General features: G+C 72.9%; 23 protein-coding genes. 10 read left to right on the top strand and 13 right to left on the bottom strand.

Features of this window, described 5'->3' with window-relative positions; all coding sequences use genetic code 11:
- Positions 1–209: 209 nt before the first annotated feature.
- The 4 genes from Q7T15_RS02525 to Q7T15_RS02510 all read right to left on the bottom strand — a co-directional run bounded on the left by Q7T15_RS02525 (position 210) and on the right by Q7T15_RS02510 (position 2723).
- Positions 210–755, bottom strand: a complete 546-nt coding sequence (locus Q7T15_RS02525; RefSeq protein ID WP_304692963.1) for a MerR family transcriptional regulator — start codon at positions 753–755, stop codon at positions 210–212.
- A gap of 117 nt (positions 756–872) precedes the next feature.
- Positions 873–1583 carry a MerR family transcriptional regulator gene (locus Q7T15_RS02520; RefSeq protein ID WP_304692961.1) on the bottom strand — a complete coding sequence of 237 codons (711 nt, stop codon included), beginning with the start codon at positions 1581–1583 and terminating at the stop codon, positions 873–875.
- Positions 1583–2074, bottom strand: coding sequence for an FHA domain-containing protein (locus tag Q7T15_RS02515; RefSeq protein ID WP_304692959.1), 492 nt, complete (start codon positions 2072–2074; stop codon positions 1583–1585). The genes Q7T15_RS02520 and Q7T15_RS02515 overlap by 1 nt, the downstream gene beginning before the upstream one ends.
- A complete protein-coding gene (locus Q7T15_RS02510; RefSeq protein ID WP_304692957.1) occupies positions 2067–2723 on the bottom strand; it encodes a CDP-alcohol phosphatidyltransferase family protein in 657 nt (218 codons plus the stop codon). Before Q7T15_RS02510 ends, Q7T15_RS02515 begins: the two co-directional genes overlap by 8 nt.
- Positions 2724–2793: 70 nt before the next feature.
- Here Q7T15_RS02510 and Q7T15_RS02505 point away from each other — a divergent pair, with 70 nt between their 5' ends.
- The gene (locus Q7T15_RS02505; protein ID WP_304692954.1) at positions 2794–3255 is read left to right on the top strand and encodes a hypothetical protein; all 462 of its coding nucleotides are present in this window, start codon (positions 2794–2796) and stop codon (positions 3253–3255) included.
- Here Q7T15_RS02505 and Q7T15_RS02500 read toward each other — a convergent pair.
- Positions 3252–4010, bottom strand: coding sequence for an SDR family oxidoreductase (locus Q7T15_RS02500; RefSeq protein ID WP_304692952.1), 759 nt, complete (start codon positions 4008–4010; stop codon positions 3252–3254). The genes Q7T15_RS02505 and Q7T15_RS02500 overlap by 4 nt on opposite strands.
- Before the next feature lie 4 nt (positions 4011–4014).
- Positions 4015–5388, bottom strand: coding sequence for a glucose-6-phosphate dehydrogenase (locus Q7T15_RS02495; protein WP_304692950.1), 1374 nt, complete (start codon positions 5386–5388; stop codon positions 4015–4017).
- Between the two features lie 40 nt (positions 5389–5428).
- Between Q7T15_RS02495 and Q7T15_RS02490 the strand changes: the two genes are divergently transcribed.
- Positions 5429–7273, top strand: a complete 1845-nt coding sequence (locus Q7T15_RS02490) for a glycoside hydrolase family 15 protein (RefSeq protein ID WP_304692947.1) — start codon at positions 5429–5431, stop codon at positions 7271–7273.
- A 4-nt stretch (positions 7274–7277) separates the two neighbouring features.
- Entirely contained in the window at positions 7278–8252 is a 975-nt protein-coding gene (locus tag Q7T15_RS02485; protein ID WP_304692945.1) for a DNA topoisomerase IB, read from the top strand.
- 9 nt (positions 8253–8261) lie between these two features.
- Here Q7T15_RS02485 and Q7T15_RS02480 read toward each other — a convergent pair whose 3' ends face one another.
- Complete coding sequence (locus Q7T15_RS02480) at positions 8262–8690, bottom strand: DUF6098 family protein (RefSeq protein ID WP_304692943.1); 429 nt, start codon at positions 8688–8690, stop codon at positions 8262–8264.
- Positions 8691–8754: 64 nt separating this feature from the next.
- On the opposite strand from Q7T15_RS02480, the gene Q7T15_RS02475 reads away from it, so the two are divergent.
- The gene (locus Q7T15_RS02475) at positions 8755–9156 is read left to right on the top strand and encodes an RNA-binding S4 domain-containing protein (protein ID WP_304692941.1); all 402 of its coding nucleotides are present in this window, start codon (positions 8755–8757) and stop codon (positions 9154–9156) included.
- A gap of 7 nt (positions 9157–9163) precedes the next feature.
- On the opposite strand, the gene Q7T15_RS02470 is transcribed toward Q7T15_RS02475, so the two are convergent.
- The 3 genes from Q7T15_RS02470 to Q7T15_RS02460 form a co-directional block, all read right to left on the bottom strand.
- Positions 9164–10120 (bottom strand): L-lactate dehydrogenase, encoded by a 957-nt coding sequence (locus tag Q7T15_RS02470; protein ID WP_304692939.1) that lies wholly within the window; start codon positions 10118–10120, stop codon positions 9164–9166.
- A gap of 80 nt (positions 10121–10200) precedes the next feature.
- The gene (locus tag Q7T15_RS02465) at positions 10201–10488 is read right to left on the bottom strand and encodes a Fe-S cluster assembly protein HesB (protein ID WP_304692938.1); all 288 of its coding nucleotides are present in this window, start codon (positions 10486–10488) and stop codon (positions 10201–10203) included.
- A 141-nt stretch (positions 10489–10629) separates the two neighbouring features.
- Positions 10630–12660, bottom strand: coding sequence for an ATP-binding protein (locus Q7T15_RS02460; protein ID WP_304692936.1), 2031 nt, complete (start codon positions 12658–12660; stop codon positions 10630–10632).
- A gap of 98 nt (positions 12661–12758) precedes the next feature.
- Here Q7T15_RS02460 and Q7T15_RS02455 point away from each other — a divergent pair, with 98 nt between their 5' ends.
- The 5 genes from Q7T15_RS02455 to Q7T15_RS02435 are packed head-to-tail and all read left to right on the top strand — an operon-like array spanning position 12759 to position 17495.
- Positions 12759–13130, top strand: coding sequence for a response regulator transcription factor (locus tag Q7T15_RS02455; protein WP_304692934.1), 372 nt, complete (start codon positions 12759–12761; stop codon positions 13128–13130).
- The gene (locus Q7T15_RS02450) at positions 13127–13966 is read left to right on the top strand and encodes a HEAT repeat domain-containing protein (protein ID WP_304692932.1); all 840 of its coding nucleotides are present in this window, start codon (positions 13127–13129) and stop codon (positions 13964–13966) included. Before Q7T15_RS02455 ends, Q7T15_RS02450 begins: the two co-directional genes overlap by 4 nt.
- A complete protein-coding gene (locus tag Q7T15_RS02445; RefSeq protein WP_304692930.1) occupies positions 13963–15414 on the top strand; it encodes a glycosyltransferase family 2 protein in 1452 nt (483 codons plus the stop codon). The genes Q7T15_RS02450 and Q7T15_RS02445 overlap by 4 nt, the downstream gene beginning before the upstream one ends.
- A 9-nt stretch (positions 15415–15423) precedes the next feature.
- On the top strand, positions 15424–16119 hold the full coding sequence (locus Q7T15_RS02440) for a hypothetical protein (protein ID WP_304692928.1): 696 nt from the start codon (positions 15424–15426) through the stop codon (positions 16117–16119).
- Between the two features lie 14 nt (positions 16120–16133).
- The gene (locus Q7T15_RS02435) at positions 16134–17495 is read left to right on the top strand and encodes an FAD-binding oxidoreductase (RefSeq protein ID WP_304692926.1); all 1362 of its coding nucleotides are present in this window, start codon (positions 16134–16136) and stop codon (positions 17493–17495) included.
- 15 nt (positions 17496–17510) lie between these two features.
- Here Q7T15_RS02435 and Q7T15_RS02430 read toward each other — a convergent pair whose 3' ends face one another.
- Positions 17511–18236: a spermidine synthase gene (locus Q7T15_RS02430; RefSeq protein ID WP_304692924.1), complete on the bottom strand. Its 726-nt coding sequence runs from the start codon at positions 18234–18236 to the stop codon at positions 17511–17513.
- A 45-nt stretch (positions 18237–18281) separates the two neighbouring features.
- Positions 18282–18797 carry a flavodoxin domain-containing protein gene (locus Q7T15_RS02425; protein WP_304692922.1) on the bottom strand — a complete coding sequence of 172 codons (516 nt, stop codon included), beginning with the start codon at positions 18795–18797 and terminating at the stop codon, positions 18282–18284.
- Between the two features lie 81 nt (positions 18798–18878).
- Here Q7T15_RS02425 and Q7T15_RS02420 point away from each other — a divergent pair, with 81 nt between their 5' ends.
- Entirely contained in the window at positions 18879–19751 is an 873-nt protein-coding gene (locus Q7T15_RS02420) for an EI24 domain-containing protein (RefSeq protein ID WP_304692920.1), read from the top strand.
- On the opposite strand, the gene Q7T15_RS02415 is transcribed toward Q7T15_RS02420, so the two are convergent.
- On the bottom strand, positions 19748–19905 hold a 158-nt coding region (locus Q7T15_RS02415; protein WP_304692965.1), incomplete at its 5' end, for an aldehyde dehydrogenase family protein. The two genes, Q7T15_RS02420 and Q7T15_RS02415, sit on opposite strands and share 4 nt — an antisense overlap.

The raw sequence follows: 19905 nt of genomic DNA, 5'->3' as shown, positions 1-19905 counted from the left end.
GCCTGCCACGCACGTTCAAGCGGGCATTACCGTGGGACACGAGACCTCCTGGCAGTGAAGAACTAGACAGCTCCACTAAGCCAGGAGGTCTCCCTGTCTCACAACGGTTGTGTCACCAACGTCCCTGCCGAGTACAGCTAGACCGCGTCAACCACTCTCCGCCCGTGCGAGCGCGGGGCGGCGCCGGATGCCCGTGGAGCGGGCGGCGGTCAGCTCGCGCGCGTCGCGCGGCGCTGAGCGAGCTCGTCGGCGGGGTCGGCGGCGGCCGTCGAGTCGAGGTCGACGAGCGAGCTCTCGACCTCGCGGAGGACCTTGCCGACGGCGATGCCGAAAACGCCCTGCCCGCGGCTCACGAGGTCGATGACCTCGTCGTCGGAGGTGCAGAGGTAGACGCTCGCACCGTCGCTCATGAGGGTCGTCTGCGCGAGGTCGCTCACGCCGGCCTCGCGGAGCTGGTTGACGGCGGTGCGGATCTGCTGGAGGGAGATGCCGGTGTCGAGGAGCCGCTTGACGAGCTTGAGGACGAGGATGTCGCGGAAGCCGTAGAGGCGCTGCGTGCCGGAGCCGGAGGCGCCGCGCACCGTGGGCTCGACGAGCTGCGTGCGGGCCCAGTAGTCGAGCTGGCGGTACGAGATCCCCGCCGCGCGAGCGGCGACGGCGCCGCGGTAGCCGGCCTGGTCGTCGAGCTCGGGGAGCCCGTCGGTGAAGAGCAGGCCGAGGTCGTACCGTTCGTCGCGGCGGCTGACGTCGCTCATGGCCTCTACCTAACCTTCATCGTTAACGTGATACTTCGCATCACGTCATCCAGACTAGCGAGCCACCCGACCCCCGCCGCAGACATTCGCTCCGTCGGCGCGGCGTGTCGGGCCCGACTACGACTGTAGCCTGCCGAGGGCCGATCTGATCAGGCTCGAGCGCACGATCTCGAGCTGCCCGGCGATCTCGACGGCCAGTTCGGCGGCCCGCGCGCGGGAGGACGGATCGTTCCGGCGGGAGACCGGGATGAGCGCGCTCTCGATGAGCCCGAGCTCGCGCTCGGCGGCGGCGCGGAAGCCGCGAAGGTGGCGGGGCTCGATGCCCGAGCGCTGCAGCTCGACGAGCGAGCGGAGCACCTGGAGCGCCTCATCGCCGTACGTCTCGCCGGGTGCGATGAGGGATGCGGTGACCGCGTCGCCGAGGAGCGCGGCGGTCGCACCGGCCTCCCGCACGAGCTCGTCGCGGCTGTAGCGCCGCTCGGTGGCGAGCATCGACGGCGCGGGCACGGCACCGCCGAGCGGCAGGCTCGGAGTGCGGCCGGCGTCGAGCTCGTCGAGATAGCCGCGGATCACCTTGAGCGGCAGGTAGTGATCGCGCTGCATCGTCAGCACGAAGCGCAGCCGATCGACGTCGGTCGGAGAGAACTTGCGGTAACCCGACTCGGTCCGCGAGGGCGAGATGAGCTGGCGCTCCTCCAGGAAGCGCAGCTTCGAGGGGGTCAGATCGGGGAACTCGGGGCTGAGCTTGGCGAGCACCTGTCCGATGCTCAGCAGGGATGCCGCGGCCGTCGCGGGACGACGGGCTGCGGCGGCGGACCGCTCCGCCACTACGCGACCGGGCGGCGGTCGGCGCGCGAGGCGTAGAAGGTCAGGCGGAACTTGCCGACCTGCACCTCCGAGCCGTCGACGAGCGCTGCGGTGCCGTCGATGCGCTCGCCGTTGAAGAAGAGGCCGTTGAGCGACCCGAGGTCGCGCACCGTGAACGCGGTGCCGTCGCGGTGGAACTCCGCGTGCTTGCGCGAGACGGTCACGTCGTCGAGGAAGATGTCGGCGTCGGGGTGACGACCCGCGACCGTGACATCCGCATCGAGGAGGAAGCGGGCGCCCGTGTTGGGGCCGCGACGAACGATCAGCAGGGCGGAGCCGGACGGCAGCGCCGCGATCGCCTCCTGCTCCTCGACGGTGACCCCGGCCTCCATGGCGGCGAGCTGCGCGACGAAGTCGGGGCCGTAGTGGACCGTCGTCTCCGACGAGTTGTACGCCGGCGCGGCGCTGCTCTGCTCATCCCCCGTGGGGCGGGCAGACACGTTCTCAGCCATCAGTGGACCTCCTCAGGGGATTCAGCGTATCCGATGCGGAGGCCGCCGCTCCGGGTCGATTCCCGACGAGTTCGAGGGTCTGGCGCAGGTAGAGCGCGCCGGCCCACCAGTACAGGAACGCGCCCCACAGGGCGAAGGCCCAGCCGATGGGGTCGGAGATCGCCCGTGCGTCGGGGAACGCCTGGCCGAGGACGAGGATCGGCAGGGCGTAGAACAGGGCGAAGGTCGCGAGCTTGCCGAGGTGGTGCACGGGCAGCGGACCGTACCGATGCTGCGCGAGGACGATGCCGAGGACGACGAGCATGACGTCGCGGCCCACGATGACGACCACGAGCCACCACGGCACGACCTCGCGCACCGCGAGGGCGAAGACCGCGGCGAAGATGAAGAGGCGGTCGGCCGCCGGGTCGAGCAGCTGCCCGAGCCTAGTGATCTGGCTGAAGCGCCGGGCGATGATGCCGTCGACGTAGTCGGAGACGCTCGAGAAGACGATGACGAGCAGCGCCGCGACATCCTGCCCCGTCAGCACGAGGACGAGGAACACGGGCACGAGAGCGAGGCGGATCGCGCTCAGCAGATTCGGCACCGTGAGAACGCGCGTGCTGACGGGCGGGCGGCTCGCCGGGGGCACTGCGTCGGCATCGCTCACGCTGTCAGTGTAGTGAGGCGCGGCGCGCCCGACGGCCCGGATGTCACGGCCCCGGGCTATTCTTCCGCGCATGTCGTGCATCCGCTTCAACACCCCCGCTCAGCGCCGGCAGCTCGCGGCGAGCGCCCCCGTGCGCGCGACCTCGCCCGACCCGGTCGCGCAGTTCCTCTCCCCCACGGTGACGGCGTCGAAGATCGCGCGCATCCGTCGGCTCGCGAGCGACGCGAACCCGCGGATCCGCGAGAGCGCCGCGCTGTCGTACCACGCGCCCGAGGAGGTCTACGCGGCTCTCGCGAAGGATCCGGTCGCGAGCGTGCGCGCGTGCGTGGCCAAGAACGAGCACACGCCGTGCGACATCCTGCGCGAGCTCGCCTCCGACCCCGACGAGACCGTGCGGGCGTGGGTCGCGATCAACTACTTCGTGCCCGCCGACGCGATGGAGCGCCTCGCCCAGGACGAGAGCGGCACCGTCCGCGGGCTCGTCGCCTGGAAGACTCAGCTCGCCGAGGCGCCCGAGCCCGTCTCGGTCTAGTCGTTCGGGGCGAGGCTCCCCGCGGCCGCCACGCGCGCCGGCAGCACGCGCGCGAGCCCCGCGATGACCTTGTAGCGCAGCGTCGGGATCGAGACCGAGCGGCCGCGGTCGATGTCGCGCAGCGCGAGCCGCACGAGGTCGCGCACGTCGAGCCAGAGCGGCCCCGGCACCCCCGTCGTGGCGACGCCCATGCGCTCGTGGAACTCGGTGCGCGTGAAGCCGGGCGCGACCGCCGTGACGCTCACGCCGCGGCCGCGGTACCGCAGGTTCGCCCACCGCGCGAACGATACGCCCCAGGCCTTGGCGGCGCCGTAGCTCCCGCGAGGGGTGAAGGCCGCGACGCTCGAGATCAGGACGATGCGGCCGCGACCGCGCGCGAGCATCCCCTGCATCACCGCATGCGTGAGCCGCAGCGGCACGCCGACGTGCAGGTCGAGGTGGCGCACCTCGTCGTCGAGGGGCGAGGCGGCGAAGTCGGTCACGAGACCGTGGCCGGCGTTGTTGACGAGCAGATCGATCGGATGCGCGTCGTCGCGCACGCGGCGCTCGACCGCGGCGACCCCGGACTCCTCGAACAGGTCGGCCGCGATCGTCTCGACGCCGACGCCGTGGCGCGACCGCAGCTCGGCGGCGACCTCCTCGAGGCGGGCGGCGGTGCGCGCGACGAGCACGAGGTCGATGCCGCGGGCGGCGAGCTGGCGGGCGAACTCGGCGCCGATGCCGGCCGTAGCGCCCGTGATGAGAGCCGTCGTCATGGGGCTACGGTAGCGGCGCCCAGTGCTCGGGCCCGTTCGAGCCGGCGGGGTACTCCTCGAGCGGCACGCGGTCGGCGCGCCAGGCCTCGAGGACGGGTTCGACGATGCGCCAGCACTCCTCGGCGACGTCGCCGCGGACCGTGAATGCGGAGTCGCCCTCGAGCACGTCGCCGAGCACCTCGCCGTACGCGGTGAGCTCGCCCGCGGCGAAGTCGGCGTCGAGGCTCACACGGTCGAGGTCGGCGGGGTCGCCCGCGCCGTTGATGTCGAGCTCGATCGAGAGCCGCTCCGGGCTCAGCGCGATCGTGATCGCCGGTGACCCTCCCGCGGGGGCGAGTCCGCGCGGAATGTGAGCGGCCGGCGACATGCGCGCGCGCACGTGCGTCGACGGCGACCCGAGCGCCTTGCCGCTGCGCAGCACGATCGGCACCCCGGCCCATCGAGGCGTCGCGATCTCGAGCGCGACCTCGGCGAGCGTCTCGGTCGCCCGGTCGGGGTCCACGCCCTCCTCCGCCACGTAATCGGGAACGGCGTCGCCCTCGACCGTGCCCGCGGTGTAGCGCGCCCGCCGGCTCGAGGCGACCGGGTCGCCCTCCCGCACGCGCGTCGCCCGCAGGACCTGCATCATCGCGCCGTGCAGGTCGTCGGCGTCGAGGCTCGACGGCAGCTCCATCGCGGCGAGGGCGAGCACGAGGAGCAGGTGGCTCTGGATCATATCGACGAGCGCGCCCGCCGTGTCGTAGTAGCCGGCGCGGCCCTCGAGCGCGAGGGACTCGTCGTACACGATCTCGAGGCGGTCGATGCCGTCGCGGCTCCAGACGGCCTCGATCACGCGATTCGCGGCCCGCAGCCCGATGAGGTTCGCGACGGTCGACTTGCCGAGGAAGTGGTCGATGCGGAAGATCCGGTCCTCCGGGAGGAGTGCGGCGAGCCGCGCGTTGAGGTGCGCCGCGGTCTCGCGGTCGACCCCGAAGGGCTTCTCGAGGGCGAGCACCGCTCCTTCGGGCAGCTCGACGGTCGCGAGCGCCTCGACCGTCGCGAGCGCGATCGACGGCGGAAGGGCCAGGTAGACGAGCGGCGGGTGCTCGGCGGCGGCGAGGAGCGCGCGCAGGGCATCCGCGTCGGTCGCGTCGGTGCGCACGTAGCGGGCACGATCGAGGATGCCCGGCAGCGCGTCGCCCGCGGACTCTCCCAGGGTCGACCGCAGCAGGTCGCGCCAGCGGTCGTCGCTCCAGTCGCTGCCGCCGGCACCGATGAGCTGGACGTCCGTCGCGCGGCCCGCCGCGAGGAGGCTCGCGAGGCCGGGGAGGAGGAGGCGCTCGGCGAGGTCGCCCGTCGCGCCGAGGATGATCAGGGACCGGTCGCGGGAGGAGGGCATCCCTCCACGCTAGGTGCGACTGCGGGCGTCGCGGCCCGTCGTGCACGGAGTTCGGAGGAAGCTCCGATTGGCTGGGGGGATGCCCGCCCCCATCGAGGACTACGCCATCATCGGCGACTGCCACACCGCCGCGCTCGTGAACCGGGAGGGGGCGATCGACTGGCTGTGCCTGCCGCGGTTCGACTCGGCGTCGACGTTCGGCGCCCTGCTCGGCACCGAGGAGCACGGCCAGTGGCTGCTGCGGCCCCTCGGCGACGCCGAGTGCGTCGAGCGGCGCTACGAGGAGGACACCCTCGTGCTCGTCACGCGCTGGCGGATCGCGACGGGCGAGATCGAGGTCGTCGACGCGATGCCGCACGGCGATCGTCGAGCCGACGTCGTGCGCCGGGTGCGCGGGCTCAGCGGCGAGGTCGCCGTCGAGCAGCTGCTGCGGATCCGGTTCGACTACGCGAGCGCGATGCCGTGGATGCGGCAGGCGGGCACGGACGAGCATCCGGCCCTCGTCGCGATCGCGGGGCCGGACGCGGTCGTCGTCCGCGGCCCCCGCTTCCGGGCCGTCGACCATGCGCACCGCGCCGAGTTCGTCGTGCGCGAGGGCGAGACCGTCGACACGGTGCTCACGTGGTTCCCGGCGCACCGCTCGATCCCCGACGCCCTCGACCTCGACGAGCAGCTCGACCGCACGCGCGCCTGGTGGCGCGACTGGGCGCAGACGTGCGCAGCGCCCGGCGCCTACGACGAGCACGTCCGGCGATCGCTGCTCGTCCTGCGCGCGCTCACGCACGAGGACACCGGCGGCATCGTCGCCGCGCCGACGACGAGCCTGCCGGAGGACATGGGAGGCAGCCGCAACTGGGACTACCGCTACGTCTGGCTTCGCGATGCCGCGCTCGCGCTCGAGGCGCTCATGCTGCATGGCTATCAGTCGGGGGCCGCCGAGTGGCGCGCCTGGCTGCTCCGCGCGATCGCCGGCGACCCGCAGGACCTGCAGATCATGTACGGGCTCTCGGGAGAGCGGCGGCTGACCGAGTACGAGCTCGACTCGCTGCCCGGCTACCGCGGGTCGGCTCCGGTGCGAATCGGCAACGGCGCGTACACGCAGTTCCAGGGCGACATCTTCGGCGAGGTCATGATTGCCCTCGATCGCGCGCGCGACCTCGGCGTCGAGGAGGACGGCTTCTCCTGGGCGCTGCAGACCGAGCTGCTGAAGCACGCGGAGAAGCACCTCGACCGACGCGACAACGGCATCTGGGAGATCCGCGGACCGCACCGCACCTTCACGCACTCCCGCGCGATGCTCTGGGCGGCGTTCGACCGCGGGGCGCACGCCGTGCGCGAGCAGGGGCTCGCCGGCGACGCCGCGCACTGGGAGGCGCTGCGCGATGGTCTGCGCGAGGAGATATTCGCGAACGGGGTCGCCGATGGCGGCTGGTTCGTGCAGCACTACGAGACAGACGAGGTCGATGCGTCGCTGCTGCAGCTCGCCCACATCGGCTTCGTCGCCTACGACGACCCGCGGATGCTCGCGACCGTCGCGCGCATCGAGGCGACCCTCCTGCGCGGCGGCCTGCCGCTGCGCTACCGCACCGAGTCGGGGGTGGACGGGCTGCCCGGCGATGAGCACCCGTTCCTCGCGTGCGCGTTCTGGCTCGTCGAGAACTACGCGCGCGGCGGGCGCCTCGACGACGCAGTCGCACTCATGGACCGCCTCGTGGGGCTCGCGAACGACGTCGGCCTCCTCGCCGAGGAGTACGACGTCGAGAACGAGCGCCACATGGGCAACACGCCGCAGGCCCTCTCGCACCTCGCGCTCGTGCGCGCAGCGGATGCGATCGCGACCGAGCGCAAGCGGGTGTCGCCCGCGGTGGCGGGTCGGGCATCCTGACCCGATGCGACTGAAACGATCCTCCCCCGACGCGCCCGGAATCCGGCGCGTGCGGCACGGCCGGGGCTTCCGGTACCTGGATGCCCGGGGCCGGGCGGTCGCGGACGCGGACGTGCGCGCCCGCATCGCCGCGCTCGCGATCCCGCCCGCGTGGAGCGAGGTGTGGATCTGCCCCGACGAGCGGGGCCACGTGCAGGCGATGGGCCTCGACGCCGACGGCCGGCGCCAGTACCGCTACCACGAGGAGTGGACGAGGCGGGCCGGGGTGCGGAAGTTCGCGCGCGTGCGCGAGCTCGCCGCCGCGACCGGGGCGATGCGCGCACGGGTGACGCGCGACCTCCGCGGCGACGACCCCCAGGCGCGGGCGCTCGCGATCGCGGCGCGCATCATCGACGCGCTCGGCGTGCGGGTCGGCGAGGAGCGCTACGCCCTCGAGCGCGGCACGATCGGCGCGCTCACGCTCGCGTGGGAGCACGTCTCCGTCTCGGGCTCGACGATCTCGTTCGACTTCCCGGCCAAGTCCGGCGTGCGCTGGGAGGCCGAGCACGAGGACGACGACCTCGCCGCGGCGCTCGTGCTCGCCCGCAGCGCGCGCGGCCCCGCGGGCGAGAGCGGCGATCGCGTGACGGAGTGGATCGACGACGCTGGCGTGCACCGCGTGCACTCGGCGGCGCTCAGCGAGTACCTGCGGTCGGCCACCGGGTGCGCGATCACGCCGAAGGACCTGAGGACGCTGCGTGGGTCGCGGCTCGCGGCCGAGCACCTCGCGCGGTGCGGGCCCTCGGCGACCAAGAAGGAGCAGGAGCGGGCGATCCGCGAGGCGATCGCGGTCGTCGCGGAGGGACTGCGGAACACCCCCGCCGTCGCGCGCAGCTCGTACATCGACCCGCTCGTGCTCGAGAAGTACCGCCGAGGCACGACGGCGGCCCTGAGCCACGGCCGCGTGAGTGACGCGGCGCTCGCCGAGCTGCTGAGCTGAGCGGGTCGGTCAGTCCTCGGGGCCGCGACCGGCGTCGAACACCTCCCGGTAACGGGACTCCGCCTCGTCGAGAGCGGCATCGGCGACGACCGCGATGACCTCGACCTCGGCGAGGAGCGGCTCGCAGTCGGGGCCGCGACCGACCGTGCGTCCAGCGACGACCCATGCCTCCCGCTCGTCGTCGTCATCCTCCTCGGCGAGATGGCGGTACTGGCAGAGCTGGCGAGCGATCCAGTCCTCGAGCGGTCGGGTCCACCACGCCTCGGCGCCGAGCGGGTTCACCGAGAGGCCCGGCAGCTCGAGGCCGCTCTCGGTGTCGGTGCTCCCGCGGCCGGCCTCCGTGCGCGGGTCGCGGCTGTAGCGCACGTGGGCGTCCGGTCGGCCGCGCACGAGCTCGGCGACCTCGTCGAGGGTCGCCAGTCGGGAGACGTCGCTCATGCGGCGACGCTAGGACGCTCGAGCGAGGCTCTCCAGATCCTTGACAGCGGCCTACCCTGGAGGCATGAGCCCCGCCCCCGCGCCCCCGAGCGCGCGCGTCGACGCGTGGGTGTGGGCCATCCGGCTCTACTCGACGAGGTCGGCCGCGACGGCCGCGTGCAAGGCCGGGCATGTGAAGGTCAACGGCGCGACGGCGAAGCCGTCGCAGACCGTGAAGCCGGGCGACCTCGTCCGCGCCTACACGCCCGGCGGCGAGCGGATCGTCGCCGTCACGGGGCTCATCACGAAGCGGACGAGCGCCCCGCTCGCGCAGCAGAACTACGAGGACCGCACTCCCCCGCCGCCGCCGAAGGCCGAGCGGGCGCTCGACGTGCTCCGGGAGCGCGGCGCCGGCCGGCCGACGAAGCGCGACCGACGGCTCATCGAGCGTCTGCGCGGTCGGGAGCAGGGCATCCCCCCGCTCTGATCGCCCGTCAGCCGAGATCGAGCGCGTCGAGCGAGCGGCGGACCGCCGCGGCGCTCGCGTGCAGGGCGCGCTCCTCCTCCGCCGCGAAGGGGGTGTCGATGACACGGGCGACCCCGCCCGCGTCGACCACGCTCGGGACGGAGAGAGCGACGCCGCTCACGCCGTGGTAGCCGTCGAGGACGCTGCTCACCGGCAGGATCGCCTTCTCGTCGTGGAGGACGGCCTCGACGATGCGCGCGCCGGAGAGCCCGATCGCGTAGTTCGTGGCGCCCTTGCCGGCGATGACGGTGTACGCGGCGTTCTTGACCTCGTCGGCGATCGCGTCGAGCTCCTCGACGCTCAGCCGCTCGCCGTCGTCGCCCACCCAGTCGCGGACGGGGATGGGGCCGATGCGCGACTGCGACCAGAGCGGGAACTCGCTGTCGCCGTGCTCGCCCACGATCATCGCGTGGACGCTCGAGGCGGCGACGCCCACGCGCTCGGCGAGACGCCAGCGCAGTCGGGAGGAGTCGAGGACGGTGCCGCTCGAGAACACGCGAGCGGGGTCGAGACCGCTGAAGCGGTGCGCGGCGACGGCGAGCACGTCGCACGGGTTGGTGACGAGCATGTAGACGGCATCGGGAGCGCGGGCGACGAGCTCGGGCATGAGCTCGCGGAGGATCCCGACGTTCGTGGCCGCGAGGTCGAGGCGGCTCTGGCCGGGGTGCTGCTTGGCCCCCGCGGTGACGACGACCATGTTGGCGCCCTCGACGACGTCGAGGTCGCCGCCACCCGTGACGCGGCTCGACCCCGTGAACGGAGTGCCGTGGGCGAGGTCGAGCACCTCGGCCTCGGCGCGTCGGGCGTCGATGTCGTAGAGGGCGACCTCGCGAGCGGAGCCGCGGATGAGCGCGGCGTAGGCGAGGGAGGAGCCGACGGCTCCTGCGCCGATGACGGCCAGTCGGGAGTTCTCGATCACGGGCATGCCTCCAGCCTGGCAGAGCCGGCGGACATGGCGACGGCCGCACCCCGAACCGGGGGTGCGGCCGTCGCGGATACGAAGGGCTAGAGCCCCTGCTGCTCGCCGATCGCGAAGCGAACGGCGCCCTCGTCGCTCACCTGAGCGTCGAGGACCTTGTCGTCGAGCGCCACCGAGGCGTGCTGCTCGAGGAAGACACGGGCGGAGCCGGCCTCGACGACGTGGTCGCCGGGCAGGGGCGCGGGCGCGACGGTCACCGCGAACTCGTTCTGCTGCGTCGCTCCGTCGATGCGGAGGCCCGCGCTCTGGGGGTCGGCCTCGCGGGCGACGAGGTTCTCGATCACGGTGCTGGCGTTCGGCGTCAGTGTGAGCATGGTGGTGCCCCTTCCTGTCTCGCGGTCGTCGAGCCAGCCACGATGCCGAGAATGCGGCCTCATCTCAACCGTCGGGGCGCCTTTGCCAGCCTCCTCACACGGGTCGTTGCAGAGACTCTGCGGAAGCCCGGGCGTGTCGGATCAGAGGGCGGGGTCGAGGTCGTGGGCGCGCGCGAAGCGGACGATGAACGTGCTGCCGTGCTCGCCGTCCGACTCCACGAGCACGGATCCGCCGATCCCGTCGAGGAGGGTTCGCACGATCGAGAGGCCGAGACCGGTGCCGGGGGTGGCGTTCGCCGTGGCGTCCTCCGTGCGGTAGAACCGGTCGAAGACGCGCTCCTGGTCGGCGAGCGGGATGCCCGGCCCGGCGTCGCGGACGAACAGCTCGATCGTCTCGTCGTCGACGAGGGCGCTCAGCACCACGCTCGAGTCGTCGGGCGAGAACTTCACGGCGTTGCTCATGATGTTGGTCAGCACCCGGGTCACGGAGTCCTCCGTGCCGATGACCTCCGGCAGGGCCGTGGCGGAGCTCTCGACGACGATGTCGACCCGTCGCGACGCGGCGACGGCGCGCAGGTCGTCGGCGACCTCGCCGATGATGCGATCGAGAGCGAGGGGGTGCGGGTCGTCGACCGAGTCGGCGGCGCGCTTCGCGGCCGATAGCAGCTCCTCCACGCGCTCCTGCAGTCGGCCGGCGTTGCGGACGATCGTGTCCACGAACCGGCGCTGCATCGGGTCGAGCTCGGTCTCGTCGAGCGTCTCGGCGTAGCCGACGATGCTCGCGAGGGGCGTGCGCAGCTCGTGGCTGATGGAGGCCACGAAGTCGTCCTTCTGCCGTGAGAGCTCCTGGTACTGCGCGGAGAGGGCTCGCTCGCGCTCGACGAGCGCCCGCAGTCGCCGATCCTCCCGCCGCTTCTCCGTGACGTCGGTGAGTTCGACCGACATGACGCCCGACTTGTCACCGGCGGCGCGCTCGATCGCAACCTCCGCGTCGGCGCGACCCGCGAAGGCCTCGAGCACGAGCTCGCCGCGCCAGCGCGGCTCTCCGCCCGCCACGATCGAGAGGCCCTCGATGAGCGGGTGGTCCTCCGGGAGCGCGATGTTGATCTCCGACGAGGCGGAGAAGAACGCGTTATCCGGGTCCATCCCGAGGGCGCGGAGCCCGTGATCGTTCGCCTGGACGACGATGTAGGCGTCGCCGATCGGCTCGACGAGGAGGAACGCGGTCTGAGCCTGCTCGACCGCGCGACGCAGCACGCGATCCTTCGCGAGGGCGCGCTCGATCTCGAGCTCGCCCTCCACGCGCTTCGACCACAGGACGAGCGTGGAGCTCAGGAAGATGAACAGGCCGCCCTGGAGGACCACGATGGCGTCGCGGACGCCGTCAGCGTTCGCGGCGAACGGCCCCCAGCCCAGGATCGTCGCGATCGTCGTGCCGAGCGTCACGAGGAGGAGCTGCAGGGTCACGCCGATCGCCGAGAGGCGGAGGGCGGCCCACGCGAAGAGCGGAAGGGGCAGGAAGGACAGGGAGATGTTGACGGAGAGCGTGAAGGTCACGATGAGCGCGGCGGCCATGAGCAGCCACTGGGCGGTGACCTCCGTGCGCGAGGCCGTCGCGCCCTGACGGACGCGCGCGAACGCCAGCGGCGTCGCGACCACGAACGAGACGAGGTTCGCCACGAAGGCATCGTTGGCGAACGCCTCGGCCAGTTCGACCCCGGCGAGGAGGCGCACGGCGGTGACGCCGACCGCGAAGAACGCCGAGGCGATCGTCGCGCCGATGACGAGGCGGACGCTGTGCGCGGCGGAGTCGAGGCGAGGGAGCCGCCCCGACCGCTCGACGATCGCGCAGAACAGCAAGATCTCGAGGATGCGCAGGAGCCCCGTCTGCAGGACGTAGTCCACAGGCAGGCCCGTCACCAGGTTGCCGATCGCGACGGCCGTGACGCCCGCCGTCGTGATCGGGATGCGCCAGCCCTGCCGCGCGATGAGCGCCAGGACGGCGATGAGACCGCTCGCGGGCGCGAGGTCCGCCCGGGCGATCGAGACGTCGAGCGCGTTGCCTCCCGCGATGGAGAGGCCGAAGACCAGGAGGAGCGCGAGGAGCAGGGCCAGAAGTCGCCGAGGCCTGCTCCACCGGCGCGCCGTCGACGCGAGACTCGCTCCGACCACGGCGGCCCTCCTCACTCCGACTGCATTATCGTCGTCACCAGGCACGCGAAGGGCGTGACACGGCGACGCGCTCGCCGCCCGGGGGAATAGAGGACGACGTGGCTCGCATTCTGGTCGCCGATGACGATCAGGATCTCAACGACCTGGTGACGATGAAGCTCGAGGCCGCCGGCCACGAGGTCGTGAGCGTCATCGACGGAGAGAACGCTCTGTCGCGCGCGCTCTCCGACAAGCCCGACCTCATCGTGCTCGACTGGATGCTGCCGCGCCGCAACGGCCTCGAGGTGTGCCGCGAGGTGCGATCGGATCCGGGGCTCTCGGGCACGCGCATCCTCATGCTGACGGCGCGCGCGCAGGAGGTCGACGTCGAGCGGGCGTTCGCGGCGGGCGCCGAGGAGTACATCACGAAGCCGTTCAGCCCGCGCGAGCTCGTCCTGCGCGTCGCCACCCTGCTCTCGCGGCCGCGATGACCGCACTGCTCGTCGCGACCGCGGCGGCGGCACTCCTGTGCCTCGCGCTGCTCGCGACGGTGCTCGTCGTGCGCGCCCGCATCGCGCGGCTCGACCGGCGCACGCGCGGCCGGCGCTCGGAGGTCTCGACGATCCTGCGCACCCTCCTCGTCGAGGAGGGAACCGCTCCCCCGCCGCGATCGACGTCCACGCTGCACGCCGTCGCCTCCGTCGTGACGCGCGTGCACGGCGAGGACCGCGAGGCGCTGCAGTCGTGGCTCGACGCGAACGGCGCGACCGCGATCGCGAAGCAGGGCATGCGCGACCGCCGGGCGATCGAGCGGGCGCGCGCCATCCGCCTGTACGTGCGCACCACGACGGAGCCGTCGTCGATCCTGATGGTGCGGATGCTCGACGACCCCGATGCGCGCGTGCGGGGCGTCGCGGCTCTCGAATGGGGCTCCACGGGGCGCACCGAGGCGATCGCCCCGGTGCTCGCGGCCGCGTGCCGCGCCGAGCACCGCCTGCCCCCGCTCGTCGCCTCGATCGCGATCATGCGCTGCCGTCTGCTCGACGTGGAGTCGCTGCACGCCGCCTGGAGCACGCGCGACCCGGACGGCCTGCGCGTCGCCCTGAGCACGGGGAGCGACGCGGGACTCCCGGGAGTGCAGCCCCATGCGATCGCCGCCCTCGCCAACGACGACCCGCTCGTGCGCATCGCCGCCGCCGATGCCCTCCGCCGCGTCGGCACCCGTCGATCGCTCGAGCCGCTGCGCGAGCGACTGCCGCTCGAAACGAACCCGATCGCCCGTCGCCACCTCGACGAGGCGATCGCGACCCTCGGCGGCGGATCGTGATCCCCGCCGAGCTCGCCGCGTGGCTCGAGGCGTCGCTCGTGGTCATCACGGTCGCGTTCGGGATCTACTTCGCGACCTACCAGCTGATGTACGTGACGATCGTCATCCGCGCGATCGGCGCGATCGCCGACGAGCGGCGCTGGGCGTCGGACGAGCTGCTCTCCGGGACGTTCGCGAGCCCGCTGACCCCGGGCGTGAGCGTGCTCGTCCCGGCGCACAACGAGAGCGCCGGCTCGGTCGCGTGCGTCGAGTCGCTCCTGCGCCTGCAGTACCCGCAGGTGCAGATCATCGTCGTCGACGACGGCTCGACCGACGGCACCTCGGAGGTGCTGCGCGCGGCCTTCCCGATGACGCCCACCGACGAGAGCCCGATCAGCCCGCTGGCGGTGAGCGGCGAGATCGAGAGCGTCCACCGCTTCGATCAGCATGACGCGCTGCTGGTCAGGAAGGCGTCCGTCGGCCGTCGCGCCGATGCGGTCAACGCGGCGCTGCAGTTCGCGCGGCACGAGCTCGTCTGCATGATCGACGGCGACTCGATCCTCTCGCCGACCGCTCTGCTGCGCGTCGTGCAGCCGTTCATCGACGACCCGACCGTGGTCGCCTCCGGCGGCATCGTGCGGCCCGCGAACGGCGCGGTGCTCATCGAGGCCGAGGTCGACCGCGTCGAGGTGCCCTCGCGCCTCATCGAGCGCATCCAGGTGCTCGAGTACCTGCGCGCCTTCCTCGTCGGCCGCGCCGGATGGTCGGCGATCAAGGGGCTGCTCATCATCTCGGGCGCGTTCGGCGTCTTCCGCCGCGACACCCTCGTCGAGCTCGGCGGCCTCGACGCCGCGAGCCTCGCTGAGGACGCCGAGCTCGTCGTCGCCGCGCACCGCCACCACCGCACCGAGCGCGAGCCGTACCGCATCGTCTTCGTCGCCGATCCCGTGTGCTGGACGGAGGTGCCATCGACGTGGTCCGCCGTGTCGCGGCAGCGCAAGCGCTGGTCGCAAGGGCTCGGCGAGCTGCTGCGCGGCGCGCGCGACATGATGCTGCGCCCGCGGTACGGAGCGCTCGGCATGGTCACCCTGCCGTACTTCTGGCTGTTCGAGCAGTGGGGCGCCCCGCTCGTCATCGTCGCGATGGTCGTCGCCGCGCTGTCGGGGGCTCTCGGGCTCATCCCCTGGGTCGTGATCGGCCTCGCGCTCGTCATCTCGTACTTCGTCGCCGTCGCGACCTCGCTCCTCGCGATCGCGATCGAGCTGGGGGCGACGCCCGACTACCGGACCGGCCGATCGATGCGTCGGCTCATCCTGACCGCGTTCCTCGAGCCGGTCCTGTTCTACCTCCCGCACGCGCTGTGGCGGACGATCGGGCTCATCCGCGCGATCCGCTCGACGCCCTCGGAGTGGGGCGTGCAGCAGCGGGCCGGGTTCGTGCAGCGGGCGACTACCGGGCAGGCGGCGTAGCATCGCCGCGTGAGCGACGACGCATCGCGGGCGGATGCCCGGCCCGACTTCGACCGGGCGACGAGCTACCCCGCACCGACCCGGCCGCCGCGGCCGTTCTCGGTCATGCAGTCGCTCCTGCTCTCGGCCCTGATCGGGACGGTCATCGGGGGTCTCGCGTTCCAGCTCGGGCTCGGAGACACCTCGTTCGATCGCCCCGGGCAGGTGGTCCTGCTCTTCATCGACGTCGCCCCCGTGCTGTGGTTCGCGGCGGCGCCGATCATCATGCACGCGCTGCGCTGGCGCGCGATCGACCAGCGGTTCCGCTGGCTGCTCGTGGCCGCCGTCGCCGCAGCGGCGGTCTCGATCGCGGCGCGCATCCTCATCGTCGGAGAGGGCGTGCCGGGCACGCTGCTCGATCCGTTCACGGTCGCGTTCGTGGTCTGGATCGCCGCCGCGCTGCAGTGGACGCGCACGCGCGTGAAGCGGCTCGCCGCCGGCACCGACCGCGGCATCACGATCGTCGGCATGGCGCTCGGCTTCGGCGTCGCCGCCGTCGGGCTCGCGCTCGGCACGCTGCGGCTCGTGCTCGTCGGCCCCGAGGTGCTGCCCGGCGCGGTTCCCGAGGCCTCGACCGCGTCACCGACGACCGCGCTGCTCGTCGCCGCGACCTTCGCGATGATCGCCGGCCTGTTCTGGCTCACCGACCGCACGCGGAACCGGTGAGCGGGCATCCTGCGATGACGGAGCCCACTGCGCTCGGAGCCCTGCGCGCCGCCCTCGGGGACGCGCTCTCGATCGACCCGACCGAGCTCGAGGCCGCCCGCGGCGACTACTCGGGGCTGCGGCGCGACGGCACTCCGCTCGCGATCGTGCACGCGCGCTCGATCACCGACGTGCAGGCGGCGCTGCGCATCGCGACCGAGCATCGTCTGCCGGTCGTGCCGCGCGGCGCCGGAACGGGGCTCACCGGAGGCGCGATGGGCGGCGACGGCGAGCTCGTGCTCTCGACGGCGCGCATGACGCGCATCCTCGAGGTGTCGTCGGCCGACCAGCTCGCCGTCGTCGAGCCGGGCGTCATCAACGCCGAGCTCAACACCGCGCTCGAGCCCACGGGCCTGTTCTTCGCCCCCGACCCCGCGAGCCGCGCGATCTCGACGATCGGCGGCAACATCGCGACGAACGCCGGCGGGCTGCTGTGCGCGAAGTACGGCGTCACGCGCGAGGCCGTGCTCGGTCTGAAGCTCGTGCTCGCCGACGGCACCCTGCTCGAGCTCGGGCACCGCACGGTAAAGGGCGTCACGGGTCTCGACCTGACGGCGCTCGTCATCGGCTCGGAGGGGACGCTCGGCGTCGTCGTCGAGGCGACCGTGCGGCTCGTGCCGCTCCCTGCGGGGTCGCCGGCGACCATCGGCGCGTACTTCCCCTCCGTCGTCGACGCGGCCACCGCATCCGCCGCCATCACCGCCGCGCACCTGCGCCCGGCCGTCATGGAGCTCATCGACGAGGTCGCGCTCGCGCGGATCCTCGCCCACCTCGGCCTGCCCGAGCGCGCCCCCGGGAGCGCCTACCTGCTCGTGCAGACCGACGGCTCCGCGGCCCTCGCCGAGGCCGAGCGAGCCCTCGCGATCATCGAGGATCACGGCGGCGAGGCGGCGCTCACGACCGACGCCGACGAGGGCGAGCGGATGCTCGCGGTGCGCCGCGCGTTCCACCCGGCGATGGCGGCCGCCGCGACCGTGCTCATCGAGGACGTCGCCGTGCCGCGCAGCGCGCTGCCCGAGATGCTCGCGGCGATCCGGGAGATTGGGCTGCGTCACGACCTGGAGATCCCGACCGTCGCGCACGCCGGCGACGGCAACCTGCACCCGAACTTCCTGTTCGCGGGCGACGAGGTTCCGCCGCGGGTGTGGGAGGCGGCGGGCGAGCTGTTCCGCACCGCCGTGCGCCTCGGCGGCACGCTCACGGGCGAGCACGGGGTCGGCACCCTCAAGCGGCAGTGGCTCGAGGAGGAGCTCGGCGCGCCGCAGCTCGACCTCCAGCGGCGCATCAAGGCCGTCTTCGACCCGCTCGGGATCATGAACCCCGGGAAGGTGTTCTAGAGCCCCGCCGAGTGCTCAGCGGGGCGTGCGCGCGACGTACACGCCGTTCTGCGATGTCCGGCCCGTGATCGGGTTGGCGAAGGGCACGATGTGGCCCTGCACCTCGACGAAGACCTCGGCGAGCGTGCCGAGGAAGCCCGCCTCGGGCACCTCGTCGCTCCAGAGGGCAAAGACGCCGCCGGGAGCGAGATGCCGGGCCAGGCGACGGAGGCCGTCGGCGGTGTAGAGATCGCGGTGCGACTCGGCGAGCGGGAAGCTCGGCGTGTGGTCGACGTCGAGCAGGATGGCGTGGAAGGCCGCGGGCAGGTCGGGCAGCGCGCCCGGCTCGCCGCGCATGAGGGCGAAGAAGTCGACGTGGGCGAGGCGCGTGCGGGTGTCGTCGACGAGCTCGGCCGAGACCGGGAGCAGCTGCCGGCTGTGCCAGTGGATCACCTGGGGCAGGGCATCCACGACGCTCAGCGACCGGACGCGGCGATCGCGCAGGGCGGCGACGGCGGTGTAGCCGAGACCGAGCCCGCCGACGAGGACATCCCACTCCTCGCCCGCGAGCGGCGTGTCGATCGCGGCGAGGCCGAGGTCGGCGAGGGCCTCCTCCGCGACGGTGAAGAGGCTCGACATGAGGTACTCGTCGCCAAGCTTGACCTCGAACACCTCCGCATCGGCGGCCGGCTCGAACCGGCGACGGAGCGTCAGCTCGCCCATCGGCGTCTGCTCGAACGCGAGCTCCTCGAAGTTCTGCACGCCCGCCTCCTGTCGCGAGCGCGGGACAGACCGCGCTCCGAGGGCTCAGCCTAGGCGGCGCAGGCCCTCGGCGAGATCGTGCCCCCACCGGCGGGCGCGCTCGAGCTCGCCCTCCTCGAGCGGACCGGAGGAGTCGCGCACCCAGAAGCTCTCGGGCTCGTGGTCGACCGCGAAGCCCTCGCGGCGGACGAGCCGGACGGCGGCGCGGGCCGCCGACCCCGGAAAGCGCCGGGTGGCGAGGACGCGCGTGTCGAAGGTCGCGATGCGCGGGTGCTGGTCGTGCTCGACGAGGGACTGGAGGTACTCGCGCAGCCCGATCGTCGCGGAACCGGTCGTCGATCCCTGCTTCACGGCGCTGAGCCGCGTCGACTCGCGCGACATGGAGAACGCGTGCGTGGGGCCGCCCGCGACGAGGAGGTCGACGCCCGCGAGCGTCGTGGGAGCATCCGTCACGCTCGCGACGCGGACCGCCGCGCCCTCCTCCTCGGCGCCCGCGGCGATCGAGCGGGCCACCTGCTCGGTGTTGCCCCAGTGGGATTCGAAGACCACGAGCACCGTCATGCCGCCGAGCGTACGCGCGGCGGCCCGCAGGGGTCAGGGGCGAAAGTCCCGGGCGCGAGAGAGCCTCACTAGGGTGGTCGCGTGAGCCGCCGCCGTGACCCCGCTCCGCGCCCCGCGACTGCTGCACGGGCTCGTCGACCCGGCGTCGCGAGCGAGCTGCTCGCGGGCGCGGGCCTGCTCTGGCGCGGATTCGGGATGTGGCGCCGCCGCCCAGGGGTCATGGCCCTCGGGATGGTGCCCGCCGCGATCGTGGCCGCCCTCGTCATCGCCGTCGTCGTCGTCCTCGGCGCGAACTTCGCCGGCATCGGGGCATGGCTCACCCCCTTCGCCGAGTCGTGGGGCGAGAACGAGCGCGAGCTCGTGCGCGGCGCGGCCGGCACCCTCGTCGTCGTCGGATTGCTGGTCCTCGCGTTCTACACCTTCACAACCCTCACGCTGCTCGTCGGCGACCCCTTCTACGAGCGAATCTGGCGCCGCGCCGAGACCGACCTCGGCGACTTCGCCCCCGCGCCGCTCGGCTTCTGGCGGTCGGTCGGCGACGCGATCCTGCTCGTCCTGCGCGCGATCGGGTACGGGCTCACGACCCTCGCGGTCGGCCTCATCCCGGTCGTCGGCGCGATCGCGGGCCCCGTCGTGGGTGCGCTCCTCGGCGGTCATCTGATCGCGCGCGAGCTCACGCAGCGTCCGTTCCAGGCCCGGGGCATGGGGCGGGATGCCCGGCGCGGGCTCCTGCGGGGGTCGCGCGCCCGCGAGCTGGGCTTCGGGGTCATGACGCAGCTGACGTTCCTCATCCCCGGCGGCGCGATCATCGTCATGCCGGCGGCCGTCGTCGGCTCGACCCTTCTGGCGCGCGAGCTGCTCGCGCGCGCCGACGCGCGGGCCGGAGGCCCGCCGGAGACGCGGAGCGGCCGGGCGCTCGATTCCGCGCCCGGCCGCTCCGCCGCCGCCGACTAGGCGATGCGGATCCTCTTCTTGTTGACGAACTCGTCGATGCCGAGCGTGCCGAGCTCGCGGCCGGAGCCCGAGTTCTTGATGCCGCCGAAGGGCAGCTCGGGGCTGTCAGCGAGCACGCAGTTGACGTAGACCATGCCCGCGTCGATCTGGTCGG

Origin of the sequence: Microcella sp. (assembly GCF_030645145.1) — a bacterium.
In the GTDB taxonomy this organism is placed as follows: Bacteria; Actinomycetota; Actinomycetes; order Actinomycetales; family Microbacteriaceae; genus Microcella.
This window is presented reverse-complemented; position numbering and strand designations above follow the sequence as displayed.